The 18751-nt window shown below is 61.5% G+C and carries 22 protein-coding genes and 1 pseudogene; 12 read left to right on the forward strand and 11 right to left on the reverse strand.

Features of this window, described 5'->3' with window-relative positions; translation table 11 throughout:
- Positions 1–9 precede the first annotated feature (9 nt).
- From CCR95_RS16815 to CCR95_RS16835, 5 genes are all read right to left on the reverse strand, one after another.
- On the reverse strand, positions 10–1191 hold the full coding sequence (locus CCR95_RS16815) for a PilX N-terminal domain-containing pilus assembly protein (RefSeq protein WP_201096418.1): 1182 nt from the start codon (positions 1189–1191) through the stop codon (positions 10–12).
- Between the two features lie 20 nt (positions 1192–1211).
- The gene (locus CCR95_RS16820) at positions 1212–2288 is read right to left on the reverse strand and encodes a PilW family protein (RefSeq protein WP_201096420.1); all 1077 of its coding nucleotides are present in this window, start codon (positions 2286–2288) and stop codon (positions 1212–1214) included.
- The gene (locus tag CCR95_RS16825) at positions 2276–2872 is read right to left on the reverse strand and encodes a GspH/FimT family pseudopilin (RefSeq protein WP_338115418.1); all 597 of its coding nucleotides are present in this window, start codon (positions 2870–2872) and stop codon (positions 2276–2278) included. The genes CCR95_RS16820 and CCR95_RS16825 overlap by 13 nt, the downstream gene beginning before the upstream one ends.
- On the reverse strand, positions 2869–3312 hold the full coding sequence (locus CCR95_RS16830) for a type IV pilin protein (protein WP_201096424.1): 444 nt from the start codon (positions 3310–3312) through the stop codon (positions 2869–2871). The genes CCR95_RS16825 and CCR95_RS16830 overlap by 4 nt, the downstream gene beginning before the upstream one ends.
- A 177-nt stretch (positions 3313–3489) precedes the next feature.
- Entirely contained in the window at positions 3490–4164 is a 675-nt protein-coding gene (locus CCR95_RS16835; protein WP_201096425.1) for a Fe2+-dependent dioxygenase, read from the reverse strand.
- Between the two features lie 82 nt (positions 4165–4246).
- On the opposite strand from CCR95_RS16835, the gene CCR95_RS16840 reads away from it, so the two are divergent.
- On the forward strand, positions 4247–4831 hold the full coding sequence (locus CCR95_RS16840) for a hypothetical protein (protein WP_201096427.1): 585 nt from the start codon (positions 4247–4249) through the stop codon (positions 4829–4831).
- Between the two features lie 407 nt (positions 4832–5238).
- Here CCR95_RS16840 and CCR95_RS16845 read toward each other — a convergent pair whose 3' ends face one another.
- On the reverse strand, positions 5239–5724 hold the full coding sequence (locus CCR95_RS16845) for a cyclic nucleotide-binding domain-containing protein (protein WP_201096429.1): 486 nt from the start codon (positions 5722–5724) through the stop codon (positions 5239–5241).
- Between the two features lie 204 nt (positions 5725–5928).
- Between CCR95_RS16845 and rpsF the strand changes: the two genes are divergently transcribed.
- The 9 genes from rpsF (at position 5929) to CCR95_RS16890 (ending at position 13837) form a co-directional block, all read left to right on the forward strand.
- Positions 5929–6315, forward strand: a complete 387-nt coding sequence (gene rpsF / locus CCR95_RS16850) for a 30S ribosomal protein S6 (RefSeq protein WP_201096431.1) — start codon at positions 5929–5931, stop codon at positions 6313–6315.
- 51 nt (positions 6316–6366) lie between these two features.
- Entirely contained in the window at positions 6367–6591 is a 225-nt protein-coding gene (gene rpsR / locus CCR95_RS16855) for a 30S ribosomal protein S18 (protein ID WP_014777696.1), read from the forward strand.
- Positions 6592–6621: 30 nt separating this feature from the next.
- A complete protein-coding gene (locus CCR95_RS16860) occupies positions 6622–7602 on the forward strand; it encodes a hypothetical protein (RefSeq protein ID WP_338115419.1) in 981 nt (326 codons plus the stop codon).
- Between the two features lie 46 nt (positions 7603–7648).
- Positions 7649–8098: a 50S ribosomal protein L9 gene (gene rplI / locus CCR95_RS16865; protein WP_201096433.1), complete on the forward strand. Its 450-nt coding sequence runs from the start codon at positions 7649–7651 to the stop codon at positions 8096–8098.
- Positions 8099–8110: 12 nt separating this feature from the next.
- The gene (gene dnaB, locus CCR95_RS16870) at positions 8111–9493 is read left to right on the forward strand and encodes a replicative DNA helicase (protein WP_201096435.1); all 1383 of its coding nucleotides are present in this window, start codon (positions 8111–8113) and stop codon (positions 9491–9493) included.
- 255 nt (positions 9494–9748) lie between these two features.
- The gene (locus CCR95_RS16875; protein ID WP_201096437.1) at positions 9749–10273 is read left to right on the forward strand and encodes an arsenate reductase ArsC; all 525 of its coding nucleotides are present in this window, start codon (positions 9749–9751) and stop codon (positions 10271–10273) included.
- A 242-nt stretch (positions 10274–10515) separates the two neighbouring features.
- Positions 10516–11988 carry a circularly permuted type 2 ATP-grasp protein gene (locus CCR95_RS16880; protein ID WP_201096438.1) on the forward strand — a complete coding sequence of 491 codons (1473 nt, stop codon included), beginning with the start codon at positions 10516–10518 and terminating at the stop codon, positions 11986–11988.
- A gap of 2 nt (positions 11989–11990) precedes the next feature.
- The gene (locus tag CCR95_RS16885) at positions 11991–12953 is read left to right on the forward strand and encodes an alpha-E domain-containing protein (protein WP_201096440.1); all 963 of its coding nucleotides are present in this window, start codon (positions 11991–11993) and stop codon (positions 12951–12953) included.
- Complete coding sequence (locus CCR95_RS16890; protein ID WP_201096441.1) at positions 12950–13837, forward strand: transglutaminase domain-containing protein; 888 nt, start codon at positions 12950–12952, stop codon at positions 13835–13837. Before CCR95_RS16885 ends, CCR95_RS16890 begins: the two co-directional genes overlap by 4 nt.
- Here the strand turns inward: CCR95_RS16890 and nikR are convergent.
- A complete protein-coding gene (nikR, locus tag CCR95_RS16895) occupies positions 13834–14256 on the reverse strand; it encodes a nickel-responsive transcriptional regulator NikR (protein WP_201096443.1) in 423 nt (140 codons plus the stop codon). The genes CCR95_RS16890 and nikR overlap by 4 nt on opposite strands.
- Before the next feature lie 74 nt (positions 14257–14330).
- Positions 14331–14504: a hypothetical protein gene (locus tag CCR95_RS16900; protein WP_201096445.1), complete on the reverse strand. Its 174-nt coding sequence runs from the start codon at positions 14502–14504 to the stop codon at positions 14331–14333.
- Positions 14505–14717: 213 nt separating this feature from the next.
- On the opposite strand from CCR95_RS16900, the gene CCR95_RS16905 reads away from it, so the two are divergent.
- Together CCR95_RS16905 and CCR95_RS16910 are read left to right on the forward strand one after the other, a co-directional pair.
- The gene (locus tag CCR95_RS16905; RefSeq protein ID WP_201096449.1) at positions 14718–16406 is read left to right on the forward strand and encodes an ATP-binding protein; all 1689 of its coding nucleotides are present in this window, start codon (positions 14718–14720) and stop codon (positions 16404–16406) included.
- A 5-nt stretch (positions 16407–16411) separates the two neighbouring features.
- On the forward strand, positions 16412–16906 hold the full coding sequence (locus CCR95_RS16910) for a hypothetical protein (RefSeq protein ID WP_201096450.1): 495 nt from the start codon (positions 16412–16414) through the stop codon (positions 16904–16906).
- A 79-nt stretch (positions 16907–16985) separates the two neighbouring features.
- Here the strand turns inward: CCR95_RS16910 and CCR95_RS16915 are convergent, their stop codons facing one another.
- The 3 genes and pseudogenes from CCR95_RS16915 to CCR95_RS16925 form a co-directional block, all read right to left on the reverse strand.
- A complete protein-coding gene (locus CCR95_RS16915; protein WP_201096453.1) occupies positions 16986–17768 on the reverse strand; it encodes an energy-coupling factor ABC transporter ATP-binding protein in 783 nt (260 codons plus the stop codon).
- Positions 17765–18523 (reverse strand): cobalt ECF transporter T component CbiQ, encoded by a 759-nt coding sequence (gene cbiQ, locus CCR95_RS16920; protein ID WP_201096454.1) that lies wholly within the window; start codon positions 18521–18523, stop codon positions 17765–17767. The genes CCR95_RS16915 and cbiQ overlap by 4 nt, the downstream gene beginning before the upstream one ends.
- Positions 18520–18751: pseudogene (locus CCR95_RS16925) on the reverse strand (hypothetical protein); the annotation flags it as partial. The gene cbiQ and the pseudogene CCR95_RS16925, both read right to left, overlap by 4 nt.

An 18751-nucleotide genomic window follows, 5' to 3' on the forward strand; every position in this document is an offset into this window, starting at 1 on the left:
ATGTACTCGTCAGTCAGATTCCCAATCGCGCCAGGTTCCAGGAATGCGGGTCGCCCCGCGGATCGTCTGGAAGGCGTCGTTCAAGTTGCTCCCGGCCCCATAATCGGTCTCGATGAAGCGAGCGTTCGTCGCGGGTGCGCCAGCATCGCCTTCCCAGATCACCGAACCATGAACGCTAGCGCCTCCCCAGCCCTGAGTCGCGCAGGCGGTAGCCGATTCATAGTAGACAATCCCGTGAATCCTGACGCCTTCATTGAAGGATGGACAACCGCTTTCTTTGGGAACGATCAAGAGGATGGGTTTTCGCGGCGTGCCAATGGTGTCGTCGTCGACGCCGTCCTCTCCCGAGCAGGAACCAACGAGATCCACCGTATCGATGGGCGCGGTCGTTTGAATCAGATAGATACCCGGCGGCGCGGCGGCTCCGCAGGGGATGTGGTTGGTATACACATGACCTGACACGCTCGCGGCCGTTTTGGCGTCATCAAGCGTCATGTCGAAGAGGTGGTTCCAGGCGCAGAGAGTGCCGGGGCAGCCGCCGAACGCCGTCCGATTGAAGGATGCGCTTGCGCCTTCCTCCAGGGGTTCCAGGATGCGGTTGTCGTTTGTGTCGCTCCAGGATGAGATATCAAGAGAGCCCTGGGGTAGGCAGCTCGCGTTGGCGGCGCTGCCGGTCATGACCGCGTTCGCGTTGAGGACGAAAAGTTCCGCCGGCTCGGTCGGTTCCGCCAGACAACCCGTAATCGCCAGGGGCGGTGGCATGGTGGTGGCAATGGTCGAATCGAATAAGCCAGTCTGATTGAAGCATTCCCATGCGTTCGCGAGAATTTCCGGCTCGGTCGTGGCGGTGACTTGCGCCCGCGCGCAGACGCCATTGATCTGTTTCGTGAACGTCAGCCGCGTCCGATACACATAGCCGCTGGCGGCGGTGACAGGTGGGGGTGTCGGTTCGGAGTCTCCGGCGATCCAGAGATTTTCGGCCAGCCACGCCAGGGCATATTCGAGTCCCGCCTGAGCGGCCTGCTGAGCCTCCCGGGCACGGAATTCGTTGTTGGCGATGCGTTGCTCGATGACGCTCGTGCGGGTGGCGCTAAAGGTGAGTATCCCCGCGCCGATGAGGAGAAGCAGCCCGACCAGAAGGGTCATGGCGCCGGACTGACGGTGACGCGGGTGAGGTTTCCAGTGGCTCATCGCAAGATCCGTCTCATGGCTCAGGGAGTCTGGACATAGCAGTCGTTGCGCACGGCGACCAGTGCGGACAGGGTCTGCCGCGTACTGTCGTCCTGGGCAAGATGGCCGGTGAGGGTGATGCCAATCGAGCGAATCCGCTGGCAGGGATCGCCGGTCGCGCAGGTATCGGTTCTCGATTTGGACGGATTGGCGTTGCGTAACAGGGTCGTGAGTCTGAATTCAAGGTTGGCGATGACGATGTCCGAGCTGGTGATGCCTTCCCAGCGTCCGCTGTCGCAGCCGAAGCTGACATCGTTGTGGTTGAACCAGCCGACGCGCATGTCAATTCCACCACGCAGCAGACGATAGCCGAACATTTCCATGGCGATCGCCTTTGTTTTGTCCGCCTCGGCGGGCGGATACCAGGGGCGCCAGGCATACGGTTCATGGTTGCCCGCATTGAATGGCTCGCCGGTAGGCCGGGGGCAATGAGTCGCGTCCTCGTCAGGGTTGCAGGCGCGCGTGCCGATCCGTCCGTCCTGGTCCAGATCGTAGGTATAGGTGACGCAGCCACCGGCCTGGATCCAGGTCAGGCAATCTCCCGCCGCATTATTCTCCGTACACTGCGCCTCGACGCAGGCACCCGTGCCGGAGTCGGTGCCGATGCACAGGTCGTTGTTGATGGTGCCGTATTGGCGTTGAAATGGATTGTTGAGCGGATGCAGATCCTGTGCGTCGGTCGCGCCATCGCCATTGGTGTCGAAGGTGCCGGAACCGTCTGCGTCGACGCCGAAATCGCTCCAAGTCAGGGCACCGTCCGCGTTGGCGTCGCCGTCCGTATTGGTATCGGCGAAGTCCCAATAGCCCGCCCGCCGAATGTCCTGCTGCATGATTTCTAGGGCGGCACGCAGTTCCTGATTCAGCCGAGCCTGCTGGATGTTATCGCGCGCGCCCTTCACGATCATCAGATAGACGGACAGCGCGCCCGTCAGTACCAGGATGCCGACGGCCATGCCGATCGTCAGGCCGATCAGGGTCAGTCCGGATTGCGCCGGACGCTGGCGGGCGGCGTGGGGAAGGGGCCTGGTCCGCCCGGCTTGAGGCGTTAGTTTCCGCATGACGCATAGCCTGCTAAAGCGCCCGAGGGCGAGCAGATCCGAACCCGGCCCAGTCGCGAGAGTACGATTTTGAGGCTTGAGCCGTTCCTGGCGGTCAGGGTCAGAGTACCGTTATTGGCCGTGGCGCGACGGGGGTCGAAGCTGGTGCCGGCAAAGGTTGCCGACAGGCCGATGTCTGGAAAATCGACCCCGGAGCGTCGTTTCAGCGAGCAGGCGCCTTCTTCTTCCGGCGCCAGCCGGCAGTCGCAGTTCGCGGTTGCATCCTCGCCGATGCCATAACACCACGGCTGGACATCGAAGGCGACTCGCAGTGTCCGATTGCGTTTGATCGCCTCGGAGCGCGTCCACTGCAGATCCTCGGCGATCGACTGCGCCGCTGCCTTGAGATGATTGCGCGTGAGCATCGCCTGCATGGAAGGGACGGCGATCAGCATCAGGACGGCCAGCACGGATACTACAACCAGCAGCTCCAGGAGGGTGAAACCTCGCGAGTCTGTAACGCCGCGATGAGGTGTCCCGAAAGCGCGATCACGCGCACTGAAGCGTCGGCGTCGCGCATGATGAAAGAAACCTGTTTTGCTCACCAGCATGCCTCTGGCTCACGGTTGCTGTCCTGATCGATGGTCAGTGGATCGCAGGAAACGCCGCCAGCGGCATCCTTTGCCTGATGGCCGATCGGGACGGCGCTGGCGATAAAGCCGGTTGCGCTCGCTCCGGAGATTGACAGACGGTAATAACCTTCCGGACTGGTTGCGCTGATACCGAGCGCGGAGCTTGGTCCATCCGTATCGCAGTGCGTCACGCCTGATAACGTAACGGCATACTGCGTGCAGTTGCTGCGCATTTTTTCCTGCGCGATGGCAATCGCCATCAAGGCTATCTGGCCATCCGATCGTCTGGAGCGCCGGATCTCTTTCTGATAAGAGGGCAGAGCGATTGCCGAGAGGATCGTGACGATGGAGACGGCGATCATGAGTTCCACCAGGGTAAAGCCATGGTGGTCCGTCACAAATCTGATCTTCATCGTTCATCCTCCATCCCTGAAATGTTCGCTGGGGCTTGTCTCTGATCTGAGGTTGATCGTGTTGTTTATTTTGCTCGAAGTCAAGGTTAGCGAGGAGAGTCCATCCTGGTCCGGCTATCTTCAAGGCGACCCGCGCGCATCTTCCTGGCGGCAGGGCTCGGGTTGCTCGGATGCGTTCTAAACGTCCCCCCACATCCGCAGCAGATTGGCGTAGGAGCGATCCACATAACCGGTGGCTAAGTTGTCAGGCGCATCCTTTAGCAGAAATTCGCGCGCCTGGTTGAGTTCATAGAGCAGTTCGCGCTTGGCCGGATCGCGCACGTAACTTTGAATCCAGGTCAGCGCCACCAAGCGTTCGCCCCGGTTTACCTCCGCTACTCGGTGCAGGCTTGATGAGGGGTAAACGACTGCATCGCCGGCGGGGAGTTTGACCCATTGTTCCCCAAACGTGGTGCGGATGACGAGTTCTCCGCCATCATATTGCTCGGGTTGGTTGAGAAAGACAGTCATGGAGACATCGCTGCGAAACCTTGGTCCGTCGGATCCCATGATCGGATCGTCGACATGATCGCCATAGGCCATCCCAGGCTGATAGCGGGCGAAGATGAGATCGGCGACCCGGTGAGGGAGTACGCCGAAACGGAAGGTCGGGTGATGACCGAGACTCGCCATGAGGATACGGATCAGACGTTGCATGCGCGCTGGTTCGGGACGCAGTTCCTCATTGCGTTTCACTCGCGCGGCGGCGAAACCGGCAGTAAGTTTGCCGTCGACGAAATCGGCGCCGACGAGCGTCTCGTGGATCTTTGCAAGTTGGGCGGGATTGAGCAGTTCCGGGATCGTGAGGAGCATGGGGAGATCCTGTTCGCTTCATGTAAGGTATAGAATAACGACAACCGATACACGGTGGTTGCATATCATGACGAGGCACCGAATGATCCTGAAGGCCATCATCGATGATCAATCTTATGAGATCGGAGTACCGGATTCACTCCTGAATCAAGCGGAAGCGTTTTATGAGCAACTCGACCAGGATATGAACCGGGGCTGGCAGATGAGCCGCGAGTGGGTCGAGAAGCCAGATCGACTCCAGCGTTGCCAGATCGTTGCCGACAAGCTGCTGACGGCCCTGGAGTCCGAGAACGAGAAGCTCGCAATGATGATGTCAGGTTACCTCCTGACGCGTCTGCCGGGGGTGGATTCGGTGGAACTGGACACCCACGGCGAGATTCAGAACAACCGTTTTCACCTTGCGGAGCGAGAGGATGTCGAGCGCCAGTCCAGTTCGGCGGCGATGTCGAATGCAGGTCTAAGCAAGCTTGATGCCATGGAGCAGGCGGGAAACGATGTGACCAAGGTTTTCAAGGTCGGTCGCGGTTACCGCTATTCGACCTTTGATCATGCCGAAAACCTCTGGCGGGATTCGCCGCTGGCGTCGACCGAGCAGGAGGCGTCGCGGCTGCGCCAAGCGGCATTCAAGGATCGTTACGAGGAATTGCTGCGTGGCTCCGGTCATTAGAGCCGCGCCCATCATGGTTCGGCGTCATTGTACCGACATGCGGGGATTGCGTGCTTGTTAGGCAGCCGATTGAGACACCGAAAAAATGTAATGTTTTGATTGTGGGCCGTGGCCGGGATGGCGCACGCCACCGCGTTGACAGGATGGCCAGTATGTAGACTCGATGGTCTGCCAAGGTGGGGCATGCAATTCCGGAGAACCGCGCGCGCGGGCGTCGGAGACCCATGGCTCGCGGAAGGCATGGGGCGTGCGATGCTCAAGCAGGGTAGGGCGCGTCTGAAGCATGCTCAACAGGGCTTCGACGCGGCGACGCAACAGATCCGAATCGTTTGCAGGATACGCCATCGCGTTAGGGCGATGGTTGCCCGAGTCGAGTCTGCGACTCCGATGCGCCAGCGTTCTCGCGTTCAATAGAGTGCGTGAGAACGGCTGACGTATTTGGTGAGCTCTACATGCTGTGCATTCATGCGCCGGAGGATATCCTGGCTGACCTGAACGATGGTCTGCATGACGCGATACACCAGCCAGGGATGGTCCATGAGCAGCGATTCGAACGCCTCCCGCTCGAAGCTGCAAACCTGGGTTCGACCAAGCGAGCGCAAGGTTGCGGTATGCGGCTGACCGCTGATGAACCCCATCTCGCCAGCCAGGTCGCCAGTGTGTAAAACGTGTATGGTCGTGTATTCGCCCTTGCCAAGATCGCGCGTGACGGCAATTGCGCCTTCGGTAATCACGTGCAGGCTGTTGTCGACGTTTCCTTCCTGGATGATGATCTCCCGATCCGCGAGGCGGCGGCAATGCGAGATTCTGGCCAGCGCTTCGACCTGTTCGTCGTTCAGGCTGGCGCTCAGGCTGGAACTACGAAGCGAAACGAAATCGTGCTCAATGCTCATTTCTGTCCCCTAATATTTTTATTTTAGCTGCAACAGTGTGATCCAGGCTAGAATTTTGATCAAGCAGGGTTTGGTTGGAAGAATTGCGCGGCATGGGGGTTTAATGCGCGACAATTTCACGTATGATGGCGGATTACCCGTCTTGGCGGGAAACTCCTTGCCTCACTGTTACGACGGGAGGCTGTCAATCCGAAGGGAGCAGCAATGCGACATTATGAAGTGGTTTTTTTGGTCCACCCAAGCCAGAGCGAACAAGTGCCCGCTATGGTTGAGCGCTACCAGGGCAATCTGGAGAAGCGTGGCGGAATCGTTCACCGCATGGAAGACTGGGGGCGGCGCCCGCTAGCCTACCCGATCAATAAAGTACATAAGGCGCACTATGTGCTCATGAATGTGGAATGCGATCAGGAAGCCATCAATGAGCTTGAGAGCGCATTCCGGTTCAATGACGCGGTCATGCGCAACATGATCATCCATCGCAACGCTGCAGTGACAGAACCCTCTCCGCTCACCAAGGCTGGCGAGGAGCGTGAGCGTGTCGACGCATCAAGCGACGACATCCGCCATGACGATTCCGGTCGCGACGACTGATCCCTTGTCTGTCGGAATCGACGCTTAAGCTTCCCGTAACGGAGAACTATTATGTCCCGCTTTTTTCGCCGCAAACGTTACTGCCGTTTTACCGCCGAGGGCATTACGGAGATCGATTACAAAGATCTCAATCTGCTCAAAGCCTATGTCAGCGAGTCTGGCAAAATCGTGCCGAGCCGCATCACCGGAACCTCGGCCAAGTCCCAGCGTCAGCTCGCGCAGGCCGTCAAGCGCGCTCGCTTTTTGGCCCTGCTTCCCTATACCGACGGCCACTGAGCCAGTCACAGTGTCCTGGAACCCTGTCGGTTGGAGCAGGCAAGGTTCCGGGCGCTGCTTGCTGCCCCTGTTGATGTCATCTGGTTCTGTCCATCGACGATGAAGCCTTTGGCTAACTTCATCATGCGGGGTTACTCGCAGGCGGCGCTCGTGGCTGCCATGGCCGCGCTCCTATCATTGCTGATGCCCCTGTTGGGACCAATCAGCGCTGCGGCGGTTGGATTGGTGACGCTGCGCAGCGGGGGCGTGCCGGGGCTGCTGGTCGTGGGGCTGGCGACGCTGGGCGCAAGCGTTCTCTCCGCGCTGGCATTAGGGTCGCCCTGGCCGGCGTTTGGAATCCTGGCGGTGTTCTGGATGCCGATCTGGATTCTTGCCATCGTGCTGAGATCCTCGCGATCGCTGGTCATGGCCGTTCAACTCGCAGTGATGTTCGGCCTGACGCTGGTGTTTGCATTGCACGCTTTCGTCGGCGACCCGGCGGCCTACTGGCTGCAACTGCTGGAGCCTTTCCAGCAAGCGCTGGTAAACGACAGTATCGTCCAAGCAGACGTTAGCCAGGCATTGTTCAGCGAATTGGCGAAATGGATGACCGGCAGCTTTGCCGCCGCGCTCGTCGTTCAGACTCTGGCAGGTTTGTTCATTGCTCGTTGGTGGCAGGCTGCCTTGTACAATCCCGGAGGCTTCGGCGCGGAGTTCAAATCATTTAGGCTGCGCCGTATCGTTGGGATTCCGATCCTGTTGCTGTTGGTTCTGCTGGGCTTCGAGCGAGGCGCCGGTCTGGTTGCCGATATCGTGCTGGTGCTGGGAATCCTGCTGGTTCTCCAAGGACTTGCCGTTGCGCACGGGGTGCGTCAGATCGCTGGCGCGCGCGTGACCTGGATCGTGAGTTTGTACGTGCTGTTGGTGTTATTCATGCCGCAGGCTCTATTCCTGACGGCCAGTGTTGGATTGATCGATATCTGGGCAGACATCCGTGCCCGTGTCGCGCGGCGAGCCAAGAGTCTTGGCTGAGACAGCCAAACTGCGACTTGCAGACGAATTTTGAGAGGAATCTATCGTGGAAGTCATCCTGCTGAAAAATGTTGCCAACCTGGGTGTGCTCGGGGATAAGGTAAAAGTACGTTCTGGCTACGGCCGGAATTATCTGGTTCCCGGCGGTTTTGCCGTGTCGGCGACCGCCGAGAACCTGGAAGCGTTCGAGGTCCGCCGCGCCGAACTGGAGCGGGCCGCGGCTGAAATCCAGGCGGCCGCCGAGGCTCGCAAGGCACAGCTCGACGGCATCCGTCTGACGGTCGCGCGCAAGGCTGGCGATGAGGGGCGCCTGTTTGGCTCGGTTGGAGCCGCCGATATCGCGGCGGCGGCGGTCGAAGCCGGCTACGTGCTCGATAAGGCGGAGGTGCGTCTATCCAGCGGGCCATTCCGTTCGGCGGGCGAGTACGAGATCACGCTGCATCTCCACACCGATGTGAATGCGATCATTAAGCTCGAGATCATTCCCGAAGTCTGATCGGATGACGGAATGGCGATGTCGCTGGCCGAGGCCGAATTCGACGAGCTGAGGGTTCCGCCTCACAACATCCACGCGGAGCAATCCCTGCTCGGCGCGCTGATGCTCGATAACAGCGCCTGGGACCGGGTTGCCGACATGGTCACCGAAGGCGATCTCTACCGGCGCGAGCATCGCTTGATCTTCGGTGCCATCGCCAAGCTCGCGGCGGGCGATCAGCCCTTCGATGTTGTCACCCTGGCCGAGACCCTGGAGCGCACCGAGCGACTGGCGGATGCCGGCGGCCTGCCGTATCTCGGCACTCTGGCCAACGAGACCCCGAGCGCTGCCAATATCAAGGCTTATGCCAAGATCGTGCGGCAGACCTCGGTGCTGCGGCAGATGATTACGGCGGGCGTCGAGATCGCCGACAGCGGCTACAACCCCCAGGGGCGCGACGCCGCCGAATTGCTCGACGACGCGGAACGACGGGTTTTCGCGATCGCCGAGCAGGAGGCGCGCGGCGGCGGCGGTTTCCAGCCCATCAAAACCCTGCTGAGCCGGGCGGTCGAGCGGATCGACTTGCTCTATCAACGTGACGAGGCGATCACCGGTCTTGCCACGGGTTTCTCGGACTTCGACGAGATGACCTCGGGACTGCAACCGGCGGATCTCATCATCGTGGCCGGCCGCCCCTCCATGGGCAAAACCAGTCTCGCGATGAACATGGCCGAGCATGTCGCGATTCAGTCCAAGCGTCCGGTCGCCATCTTCAGCATGGAGATGCCGGGCGATTCGCTCGCCATGCGCATGATGTCCTCGTTGGGGCGGATCGATCAGCATCGGGTGCGGACCGGGAAGCTGGAGGACGACGAATGGCCGCGTCTGACCTCAGCGGTGAACATCCTCTCCGCCGCGCCCATGTTCATCGATGACACGCCGGCGCTGTCGCCCACCGAGGTGCGCGCGCGGGCACGGCGGCTGAAACGCGACCAGAACGATCTGGGGCTGATCGTGCTGGACTATCTGCAATTGATGCAGGCACCGGGATCCACCGAAAACCGCGCGACCGAGATTTCGGCCATTTCGCGTTCGCTGAAGGCGCTGGCCAAGGAACTGAACGTGCCCGTGATCGCGCTCTCGCAGCTCAATCGCAGTCTCGAACAGCGTCCGAATAAACGTCCGGTGATGTCGGATCTGCGCGAATCCGGCGCCATCGAGCAGGATGCCGATCTGATCGTCTTCATCTATCGCGACGAAGTCTACAACGAGGACAGTAACGACAAGGGGATCGCCGAGATCATCATCGCGAAACAGCGCAACGGACCGATCGGCACCACGCGCCTGACTTTTCTCGGCAAATACACCAAGTTCGAGAACTATATCGGCAACTACTACGGTGAAGGCGGCTCCTGAGCTGCGTCTCGCCGGCCATACTGGACACGGTTTAAATCATTGGATCGACAACAAAACGTCATAATGCCGTCATAAAGATCGGCGAGGATGTGCCGTTGCCGTCCGTGATGCCCGATCAAACTCCCAATTCCTCATCGAGTTTGCGCGTTTGGTGGAGCGTCTTCGCGGCAATGCGTGGCGAACCTGGTGACCGATGATCGGTCGCAACGGATCGCTCTGACAGACCTTATCCGACCGATGCGGGTACCCTCTAAAATGGCCGATCAAATTTACAATGTCCTTTTTCTTTGCACCGGCAACTCGGCACGCAGCATCATTGCCGAGAGCCTGATCAATCGGTACGGTCGCGGTCACTTTCGCGGCTACAGTGCCGGCAGTCACCCCAAAGGGGAGGTTCATCCCCTGGCGGTGGAAGTTCTCAGGCGTAACAATTATCTGACCGACGAACTGCGCAGCAAGGATTGGTCCGAGTTCGCCGAAGCGGATGCGCCCAGGATGGACTTTGTTTTCACCGTCTGCGACCGCGCCGCCGTAGAACTGTGTCCGGTCTGGCCGGGGCAGCCGATGACCGCGCATTGGGGGCTTCCTGATCCCGCTGAGGTTGAGGGCGATGAGGTGGCGTGCATCATGGCTTTCCGTCAGACCTTCCGGGAACTGGAAAACCGGATCAAGATTTTCGTCAGCCTACCATTGAACTCACTGGACCGGCTCAAGCTGCAGAAGAGCTTGGATGACATTGGCCAAGTGCGTCTAGGTGATGCGGAGCGCGCGGACGTCTGACTGCATTTTATCCATCGCGAATCGGATCCAATATTCGCACCTTCATGGTGCGTTTTTTGACTCGGTTCGGCCTTTTGCCTCAATTCAGGCAGGCGAATAGCGATTTTGTCACGCGCCACGGGAGGTCTAGGGAGCTGTGACGATTGAATTTCCATTGAATAACGGCTTCAGGCAGGGTGTGGCATGTTTTTTGATGTAAGTTAACGATAAGAAACAGGCCAGGTCGAGGGGGCTTTCTCGCCATGCTGAAACAGTTCCAATCCGGCGGCACCGGGCAATTGCAGGATCGCAACGAGGGTCCGGTCATGGCCTTTCACGAGTTCTATCAGGACGATTTCCGTCCCCGCGAGCACTATCTCCCGATGTGGGAGCACATTCAGATCGCCGGGCAGCAGATGCTCGGAACAAAGGCGCGGGACGCGCACCTCGCCCTGCATAACGAAGGGGTGACTTTCACCGTCTATTCCGACGCGGACGAGGGGATCGAGCGGGTCTGGCCGTTCGATATCCTGCCGCGGGTCATCCCTGCCGGCGAATGGAATCAGATTGAGGCGGGCATCAAGCAGCGCATTCGGGCGCTGAACCTGTTCCTGAAGGATCTCTACCACGGCCAGCGCATCCTCAAGGACGGCGTGGTGCCGCCGGAGCTGATCTATCGGGGCAAGGATTTCCGGCGCGAGATCATGGATATCAGCCCGCCGCACGACATCTACACCCATATCAGCGGTGTCGATCTGATCCGCGACGAGGGCGGTCGCTATCTGGTGCTGGAGGACAATCTGCGCACCCCGTCCGGCGTCTCCTACATGATCGAAAACCGCATCATCGAGCGCCGCATCCTGCCCGAGTTTTTTGCCCGCTATCGGGTGCGTCGGGTCGAGCACTATCCGGACCTGCTGTTACAGGCGCTGCGTCACCTGTCGCCGCGCGGGGCCGAGTCGGCGGTGATCGTGGTGCTGACGCCCGGCATCTTCAACTCGGCCTATTTCGAGCATACCTTCCTGGCCAAGGAAATGGGTGTCGAACTCGCCGAGGGGCGGGATCTGGTGTGCAAGAACGACAAGATCTATCTCAAGACCACGCTCGGTCTGCGACAAGTCGATGTCATCTACCGGCGGGTCGACGACGATTTCCTGGATCCGCTGGTGTTTCGCGCGGACTCGACCTTGGGTGTGGCGGGCGTCATCAATGCCTGGCGCGCTGGCAATGTCGCGCTGGCCAACGCGCCGGGCGCCGGGATCGCCGACGACAAGGCGGTTTATGCCTATGTCCCCGACATCATCCGCTATTACCTGGGCGAGGCGCCGATTCTGGCCAGCGTGCCAACCTATCAGATGACCGATCCGCAGGATCGCACCTATGTGCTCGATAACATGCAGAAAATGGTCATCAAGGCGGTGGCCGAGTCGGGCGGTTACGGCATGTTGATGGGACCATCCTCCAGCGCGACCCAGCGCGCCGAGTTCGCCCGCAAGATTGAGGAAAATCCGCGCAACTACATCGCCCAGCCGGTCGTCCAGATCTCGCGTCATCTCTGCTATCTGGACGGCGAACTGGAGTCGCGTCATCTGGATCTGCGCCCCTTCGCCATCTTCGGCAGCGAGATCGAGGTGGTTCCTGGCGGTTTGACCCGCGTGGCCATGACCAAGGGCTCGCTGGTGGTGAATTCCTCGCAGGGCGGGGGTAGCAAGGATACTTGGGTGCTGGCGGACTGACGATGCTGAGCCGAATTGCCGAATCGCTGTATTGGATGTCGCGTCATCTGGAGCGGGCCGATAACACCGCGCGCGTTCTGGATATCAATGTTGTCCACATGCTGGAGTCCGACGAGGGCGTCACCGAGGAGATGCAGTGGAAGCCGCTGCTGGCGATCGTCGGCGCGGATGAATTCTATGAGGAATTCCACCCGGACGGGCGGATCACGGTGCAACGGGTGATCCATCTCCTGACCCAGGATCGCAAAAACCCTGGATGTATTCATAACAGCCTGAAACTCGCCCGCGAGAACGCGCGCGTGGTGCGCGACCGGATCTCCAACGCCATGTGGGAGACCCTGAACCAGTTCTGGCTGACGACGGACAAACATCTGGCGGCGACGTTACAGCCCTGGCGGGCGGCGGAGTTCTACGCCTTCGTGCATCGTGAGGTCGCGACCTTTTTCGGGTTGAGCCAGAGCACCATGATGCGCGGTCAGGCCTACGGCTTCACCGCGCTCGGCAGCCTTCAGGAACGCGCCGACATGACCGCGCGCATCCTCGACGTGCGTTATCACCTGCTGCTGCCCGACCTGAGTCTGGTGGGGTCTCCCCTGGACTACTACCAATGGGGCGCGCTGCTCAAATCGCTCTCCGGCTTTGAGCCCTATCGCCGTCAATACCAGGGCGGAATCCGGCCGATCGAGGTGGTTGAATTCGTGGTGCTCGATCCAGATTATCCCCGTTCGCTCGCCTACTGCGTGGAAGGGATCGAACGGGCGCTCGGGCGCATCGGCCATGTGCCCGATGGCGCGGTCACGGATCGGCTGCATGCCTTGCGCGGACATCTTTCGGGTGTCACCGCCAACGACATCATCGATCAGGGACTGCATGAATATCTGGACGATTTCCTCGCGCGGCTGGCGGAATTCAGCGATGCGTTGCAGGCCGACTATTTTGACGCTCACCTTGGGGACGCCCAGTGAAATATCACATTGAGCAAGCCTGTCGCATTCGCTTCGCCTCCGCTGCGCGCGAGCATCATGTCCAGATCCGTCTGGCGCCTTGGGATGACGAGAGCCAGTCGCTGATCCGGATCATGCTCGCGGTCGAGCCCGAGGTGCTGGCGGTCGCGGGGTATGACGGCTTCGGCAATCTCGCGCACCATTTTGCCGTGCTGGGCGCCCATCGGGAGTTGAGATTTTCCATGGTCGCCGAGGTCGAGACGAAACGGGAGAACCCCTTCGATTTCCCCCAGGTTCCGCCCGCGCGCGAGTTGGCCTGGATCGCCGACAGTCTGCGTCAGGCCCCGCGGCTGTGGGATTTCGTGCTGCATCAGGGCGTCCTGACGCCAGCGCTCCCGGAGCGGATCGCGGGCCTTGCGGTACCGGGACTGCGCGACGGCGTGCCCTTGTTTCAGCAGGTGCGGGATGCCTTCGACTGGATCGCCGAGATCGCCGAGTTCGATCCCGCCGCGGAGACCTCGGTGACCGCACTGCCGGCGCTCTTCGATGCCAAGCGTGGCACTGCGGCGGATCTGGCGCATCTGCTGATCGCCCTGATGCGTCAGTGGCGGATCCCCGCCCGTTTTGTCTCCGGGTATCTCGATGCGTCCTACTTCGACCCTGACGACGAGGATCCGCCCGGCACCGAGCCGCGTCCGCAAACGCTGCATCACTGGGTCGAGGTATTGATTCCAGGAGGCGGGTGGCGGGGTTTCGATCCTTCCTTGAGATTGCTCGCCGACGCGACCTATCTGCGGGTCGCGATCGGCCGGGACGCGCGGGATATTCAGGCCCTGCGTCAGACCTGCAGGGGCGACGGCGAGCAGCCGGAGCTGGAGCAGACCCTGAACGTCTCCCGCCTCTAATTCTGGATCCTGGACGCCCGCGTCAGTTCGGCGAAGCGCACCCCGCGCAATCCGCCGATCTCGTGACTGAGCCGTTCGATCTCCGCCGGCATCCCGCGGATGATGATGGTCTCCAGGCAATTATGATGGTCCATGTGCACATGCGTGGTGGCCACGACATGGACATACTGACGATGCTGGATATCCAGGATATGCTGCGTTAATTCCCGCTGATGGTGGTCGTAAACGATGGTCAGCACGCCCGCCACTTCCTCGTCGCCACGCTCCCAGGTGTCTTCCACGATCCGCTCGCGGATCAGGTCGCGGACCAGTTCCGAGCGCGAGGCATAACCCTTGCCGACCACCCGCCGATCCAATTCGTCGAGGAGCGGCTTGGGTAGCGAAACGCTAAAACGGATGGTTTCGTCAGGATTCGTCATGTCGTCTCGCGGGATCGAAAAAAAGCCCCGACGCGCGGGGCGGCGGGGCTGGTGGCCGGCGAGGATGAGCCGATTTAACGTTCGGTCAAATCGAACGACCGGGACGTATCGGTTTTGACGGCCTGAACTTCGACCACCGGCTCCTTCGTTGCCTCGGCCGCCAGGCGGTCGCTTTCCGACATCACCATTGTGGTCTGAACACCGCCAACCAGGACGGCAACTGCGGCAAGAATTCCAAGTGCACCCATGGTACATCTCCTTTCTGGTTAATGGCTAAGTATGGTTAGTTATTATATAAGCATTTTCTAATTTAGCAAGTCTCGATTTTCATCTGTTTCGCCTAGCGGCGCCGACACTCAACAAAAGCGGCGCCGTTCGTCATGACGTTCCAGCGTTGACGGCGATCTTCGGCGACAATTGTGCATGAGTCGTCTGTTCAACCCCGTGGAGTCTTACCCGTTATGGCTATGCCGGAATCCAGTCTGATCGGCCGCATCACCGACATTCAGGGAGGCCGCCTGGTGGTCACCCTGTTTCCGGCGGAAGAAGGTTTTCCATCCTTCGTCACTCTGGGTCAGGAAACCCTGCCCATCGGCCAGTTGGGCAGTCTGGTGGAAGTGCGGGATCGGGCCGGGCACCTGCTCGCCGAGGTCTCGCGCAGCCTGGAAGAGACGATCGAGCGCCGCCCGGTTCAGGATCCGGCGGCACCCGAGAGGCGGCGGGGCATTGTCCGCGAACGGCGTCTGGAGTTGATCGCGCTCGGCGAGATTGGCGCGGATGGCCGTCTCGAACCGGGCGTCAGTCGTTTCCCGCTGATCGGCGCGGCCGTGCATCTGATCGCCAGCAGTCGTCTCGCCGCCCTGTTGGTGCGCGAACAGGAGGGCGCGCTGGAACTGGGCCGACTGTCCACCCGGCCGACGCTCAAGGCGTGCCTGGATCCCTCGGCGCTCTTCGGTCGGCATCTCGCCATCCTGGGTCAGACCGGCGCGGGTAAATCCTGGACCCTGACCAGCCTGCTGCAACGGGTGGTCACGTCCATGCCCCGCTCGCACATCGTGCTGCTCGATCTGCATGGCGAATACGGTTGGCGCGCGTCTCCCAGCGCGCCCTACGAGGGCGTGTTTCCAGACCAGACCGCGCGGCATCTCGATGCCCGCGAGCTGGAGATTCCCTACTGGCTGCTCACCTATGCCGAGTTGGTCGATCTTTTCATCGACCGTACAGACGCCAACGCCACGGTACAGATCGCCTTTCTGCGCGAGGCGCTCTACAGCCTGCGCCGCCAGTCGAATCAGCACATGGGTCTGGAACGTCTCTCGGTGGACTCGCCGGTCTATTTTTCCATCGAGGAGCTGTATCAGAAGTTCAAAAAGGCCAATGAGGAAAAGCTGGAATTCGGCAAGGTCAAGGGACCGCTGTACGGCGCCTTCGACGATTTCCTGGTCCGTTTTCAGTCGATGTATAACGATGCCCGCTACGATTTTTTCCTGCATCCCCGCAAACACAGCAGCTCCGCCAGTCTCGAAGGACTGCTGCGCGACTTCGTCGGACTGGGCGAACCCAAGCGTCAGGTCACGGTGATCGATCTCAGCCCCATCCCGGTCGATCTGCGCCCGGTCGTCTCGGCCCAGATCGGACGGCTCGCCTTCGAGTTCAACTACTGGAATCCGCGCCGCCACGAGTTCCCGCTGCTGCTGGTGTGCGAGGAGGCCCACCAGTACATCCCGCGCGATGCCGACACCCAGTATGTCGGCACGCGCCGCGCGATGGAGCGGATCGCCAAGGAGGGGCGCAAATACGGCGTGACGCTCTGTGTCGTCAGCCAGCGACCGACCGAATTGTCGGAGACCGTGCTCTCGCAATGCGGGAATTATCTGTGTCTGCGCATCTCGAACGCCGACGATCAGGAGTATGTCCGCCGTCTGCTGCCAGAGGGCGCGAAGAATCTGGCCGACATGCTGGCCTCGCTGCGGCGCGGCGAGGTGCTGGCGGTGGGTGATGCGGCGCTGCTGCCCTCGCGTATCCTGGTCCATCCGCCGAATCCGGCGCCGGCCAGCCATGACGCGCCCCTGTCGCGGAGCTGGCGTGAAGGTCCGGAAGATCTGGATGTGGCGGAGATCGTCAATCGCTGGTGGCGGCAGATGCGTTGAGCCGGATGCGGACAGTCACGCCCTCTCCGACGCGCACGACCATCCTGCTGTGGGGCGTCTTGGGTCTGCTGCTAGCGGGGGTGGTCGCGGTTGCCGTGCAGAAGGTCTGGCCGATTCTGCATCCGCCGCTGCTTCAGGTCGCGGAACCCGATCCCGACTGCGATCTGCGCGTCGGTCCCTGCACGGCGCGTTTCCCGGATGGCAGCGCGGTCAGCTTTGCGATCGAACCCCGTGCCATCCCCATCGCGACGCCACTGCGGCTGAGTGTCGAGGCCAGCGGCTTCGCGACGACCGCTGTCGAGGTGGATTTCGTCGGTGTCGACATGAACATGGGCTTCAATCGCGTGTCGCTTCAGGAAGTGCGGTCGGGACGTTACGCCGGTCAGGGCATGCTGCCAGTGTGTGCGCGCGCGCGCATGATCTGGGAGGCCAGGGTGCTGCTCTATACCCCGGAAGGCATTCTCGCCGCGCCCTTTCGCTTCGCGACCGAGAGAAACTGAAATCCGTCGTCGATCACTCCCGTCCCACCTGCTGGAAAAAGGTTCCGGACGGGGCACATCTCCCGTCCGGCCATGGCCATCAGCGCTCATCCGGGGCATGATGGTCCGCGTAGGCTGGCACGGTCGAATCATGTTCGTGCTCGGCGCTGACGCCGGGCGCGTGCAGATGGAGATGGGCGTGTCGGTGGCTGTGTCCGTGGCTGTGCAGGATGGCGTCCGTCAGGCGTCCATCGGCCAGCCGCACGGCGCGGGTCGCCAGTCGTTCCAGAAACCGCCGGTCGTGAGAGACGATGATCATAGCCTGATCCAGCCCGGACAGATGTTCGACGAGACGCTGTTCGGTGGCCTCGTCAAGACCGTTGGTCGGCTCGTCGAGCAGTAGCGCCTCGGGGTTCATCGCGAGCACGGTGGCCAGTGCCACCAGTCGCTTTTCGCCGGCGGACAGACGATGGGTGATGCGCTCGGCAAATCCGGCCAGCCCGAGCGCTTCCAGCGTTCGCAGGGCGTCGTCGCGCGCGACCGAGGGCGGGCGGCCCAGATTCAGCGGTCCGAAGGCGACATCCTCAAGCACGGTCGGGCAGAACAACTGATCGTCCGAATCCTGGAACAGCAAGCCGACCCGCGCCCGCACCGGGCGGAAATCGGCCTCGCTCCGGCGCACCTCGCCAAACGCCAGCACCTGCCCGGCGCTCGGACGCCGCAGACCGACCAGCAGATGCAGCAAGGTGGTCTTGCCGGCACCATTCGGCCCGACCAGCGCAACCCGGTCGCCCGCGTTGAGCGTGAAATCCACGCGGTTCAGGACGGCGCGTTCGGGATACTCAAAGGTGGCCTGGCGCAGTTCGAGCAGCGGCGCCGTCATGCCAGCCAGTCCAGAGTCGTCAGGCCGCCGAGAAACAGCGCGAATCCAAGCGCCAGCGCGGTATCGGCAGGCTCCCAATGGGTCGAATCCAGCAGATAGAGTCGGCCCTGAAATCCGCGGCAGCGCATCGCCGCCAGCAGGCGTTGCGAGCGCGCCAGACTGCGCACCAACAGCATGCCCATCAACCAGCCATAGCTGTTCCAGGTGTGCCGATCGCTGCGCGGAACGAAGGCGCGCGCCCGCATGGCCTGGCGCAGACGGATGAATTCCTGATGCAGCAGATGGATCTGGCGGATCGTCATCAAGAGGAGATGGACCAGTTTTTCGGGCACGCCCAGCCGCGCCAGCGCATGACCGAAGACGACCGGTTCCAGGCTGCCGACCAGGGCGAGCAGCACCAGCACCACGGCGTTGGCCCGCAGCAGGATCGTGACGGCGAGCGCCAGTCCCTCCTGACTGGCGGCGAGAGGGCCGAACGCAATCCAGGGACTGCCGGGCACCGTGAAGGGCAGGGTGATTAGCAGGACGAGCATGAAGCCTTCCAGGGCCAGAAGCCGCCGCAAGAGATCGGGTGCGCGCATCCCGGTGCTGGCGGCCAGCGCGGCGGCGAATAGGAAGGCGGCCAGCAGCGCCGGCGGGTGCTGAAGGCTGACGGCGACCAGCGCGAACGACAGGGCGGCGACGATGCGCAGACGGGGATCGCTGACGGTGATCCAGCCCGACCCGCGAGGGATGAGCAAGGTGGTCTGGCTCATGTTTGGGTGTCGAGCCGCCGGCTGCGCCACCAGAGCGCAAGCCCGGTCAGACCGAGGATGTAGCCAAGCCCGCCCAGGATGTCGCGTAACCGGACCTCATCCTGCGCGGCGATGAGTTGTTCGCGCAGCGGACGCACCTGACGGGCGACGGCCTGATCGATGGCGGCGATCAGCGCCGGGTCGATGTCGTGTGTCTCGCCGGAAACCGGCGCGGCGACGGGATTGGGG

It is taken from the genome of Thiocystis minor, from assembly GCF_016653465.1.
GTDB classification, from domain to species: Bacteria; Pseudomonadota; Gammaproteobacteria; order Chromatiales; family Chromatiaceae; genus Chromatium; species Chromatium minus.

Bases quoted from the DNA above. Each gene is read 5' to 3' on its own strand.
- CCR95_RS16815 (WP_201096418.1), bottom strand. From the start codon at position 1,191: ATGAGCCACTGGAAACCTCACCCGCGTCACCGTCAGTCCGGCGCCATG.
- CCR95_RS16820 (WP_201096420.1), bottom strand. From the start codon at position 2,288: ATGCGGAAACTAACGCCTCAAGCCGGGCGGACCAGGCCCCTTCCCCAC.
- CCR95_RS16830 (WP_201096424.1), bottom strand. From the start codon at position 3,312: ATGAAGATCAGATTTGTGACGGACCACCATGGCTTTACCCTGGTGGAA.
- CCR95_RS16835 (WP_201096425.1), bottom strand. From the start codon at position 4,164: ATGCTCCTCACGATCCCGGAACTGCTCAATCCCGCCCAACTTGCAAAG.
- CCR95_RS16840 (WP_201096427.1), top strand. From the start codon at position 4,247: ATGATCCTGAAGGCCATCATCGATGATCAATCTTATGAGATCGGAGTA.
- CCR95_RS16845 (WP_201096429.1), bottom strand. From the start codon at position 5,724: ATGAGCATTGAGCACGATTTCGTTTCGCTTCGTAGTTCCAGCCTGAGC.
- rpsF (WP_201096431.1), top strand. From the start codon at position 5,929: ATGCGACATTATGAAGTGGTTTTTTTGGTCCACCCAAGCCAGAGCGAA.
- rpsR (WP_014777696.1), top strand. From the start codon at position 6,367: ATGTCCCGCTTTTTTCGCCGCAAACGTTACTGCCGTTTTACCGCCGAG.
- dnaB (WP_201096435.1), top strand. From the start codon at position 8,111: ATGGCGATGTCGCTGGCCGAGGCCGAATTCGACGAGCTGAGGGTTCCG.
- CCR95_RS16875 (WP_201096437.1), top strand. From the start codon at position 9,749: ATGGCCGATCAAATTTACAATGTCCTTTTTCTTTGCACCGGCAACTCG.
- CCR95_RS16880 (WP_201096438.1), top strand. From the start codon at position 10,516: ATGCTGAAACAGTTCCAATCCGGCGGCACCGGGCAATTGCAGGATCGC.
- CCR95_RS16885 (WP_201096440.1), top strand. From the start codon at position 11,991: ATGCTGAGCCGAATTGCCGAATCGCTGTATTGGATGTCGCGTCATCTG.
- nikR (WP_201096443.1), bottom strand. From the start codon at position 14,256: ATGACGAATCCTGACGAAACCATCCGTTTTAGCGTTTCGCTACCCAAG.
- CCR95_RS16900 (WP_201096445.1), bottom strand. From the start codon at position 14,504: ATGGGTGCACTTGGAATTCTTGCCGCAGTTGCCGTCCTGGTTGGCGGT.
- CCR95_RS16905 (WP_201096449.1), top strand. From the start codon at position 14,718: ATGGCTATGCCGGAATCCAGTCTGATCGGCCGCATCACCGACATTCAG.
- CCR95_RS16910 (WP_201096450.1), top strand. From the start codon at position 16,412: ATGCGGACAGTCACGCCCTCTCCGACGCGCACGACCATCCTGCTGTGG.
- CCR95_RS16915 (WP_201096453.1), bottom strand. From the start codon at position 17,768: ATGACGGCGCCGCTGCTCGAACTGCGCCAGGCCACCTTTGAGTATCCC.
- cbiQ (WP_201096454.1), bottom strand. From the start codon at position 18,523: ATGAGCCAGACCACCTTGCTCATCCCTCGCGGGTCGGGCTGGATCACC.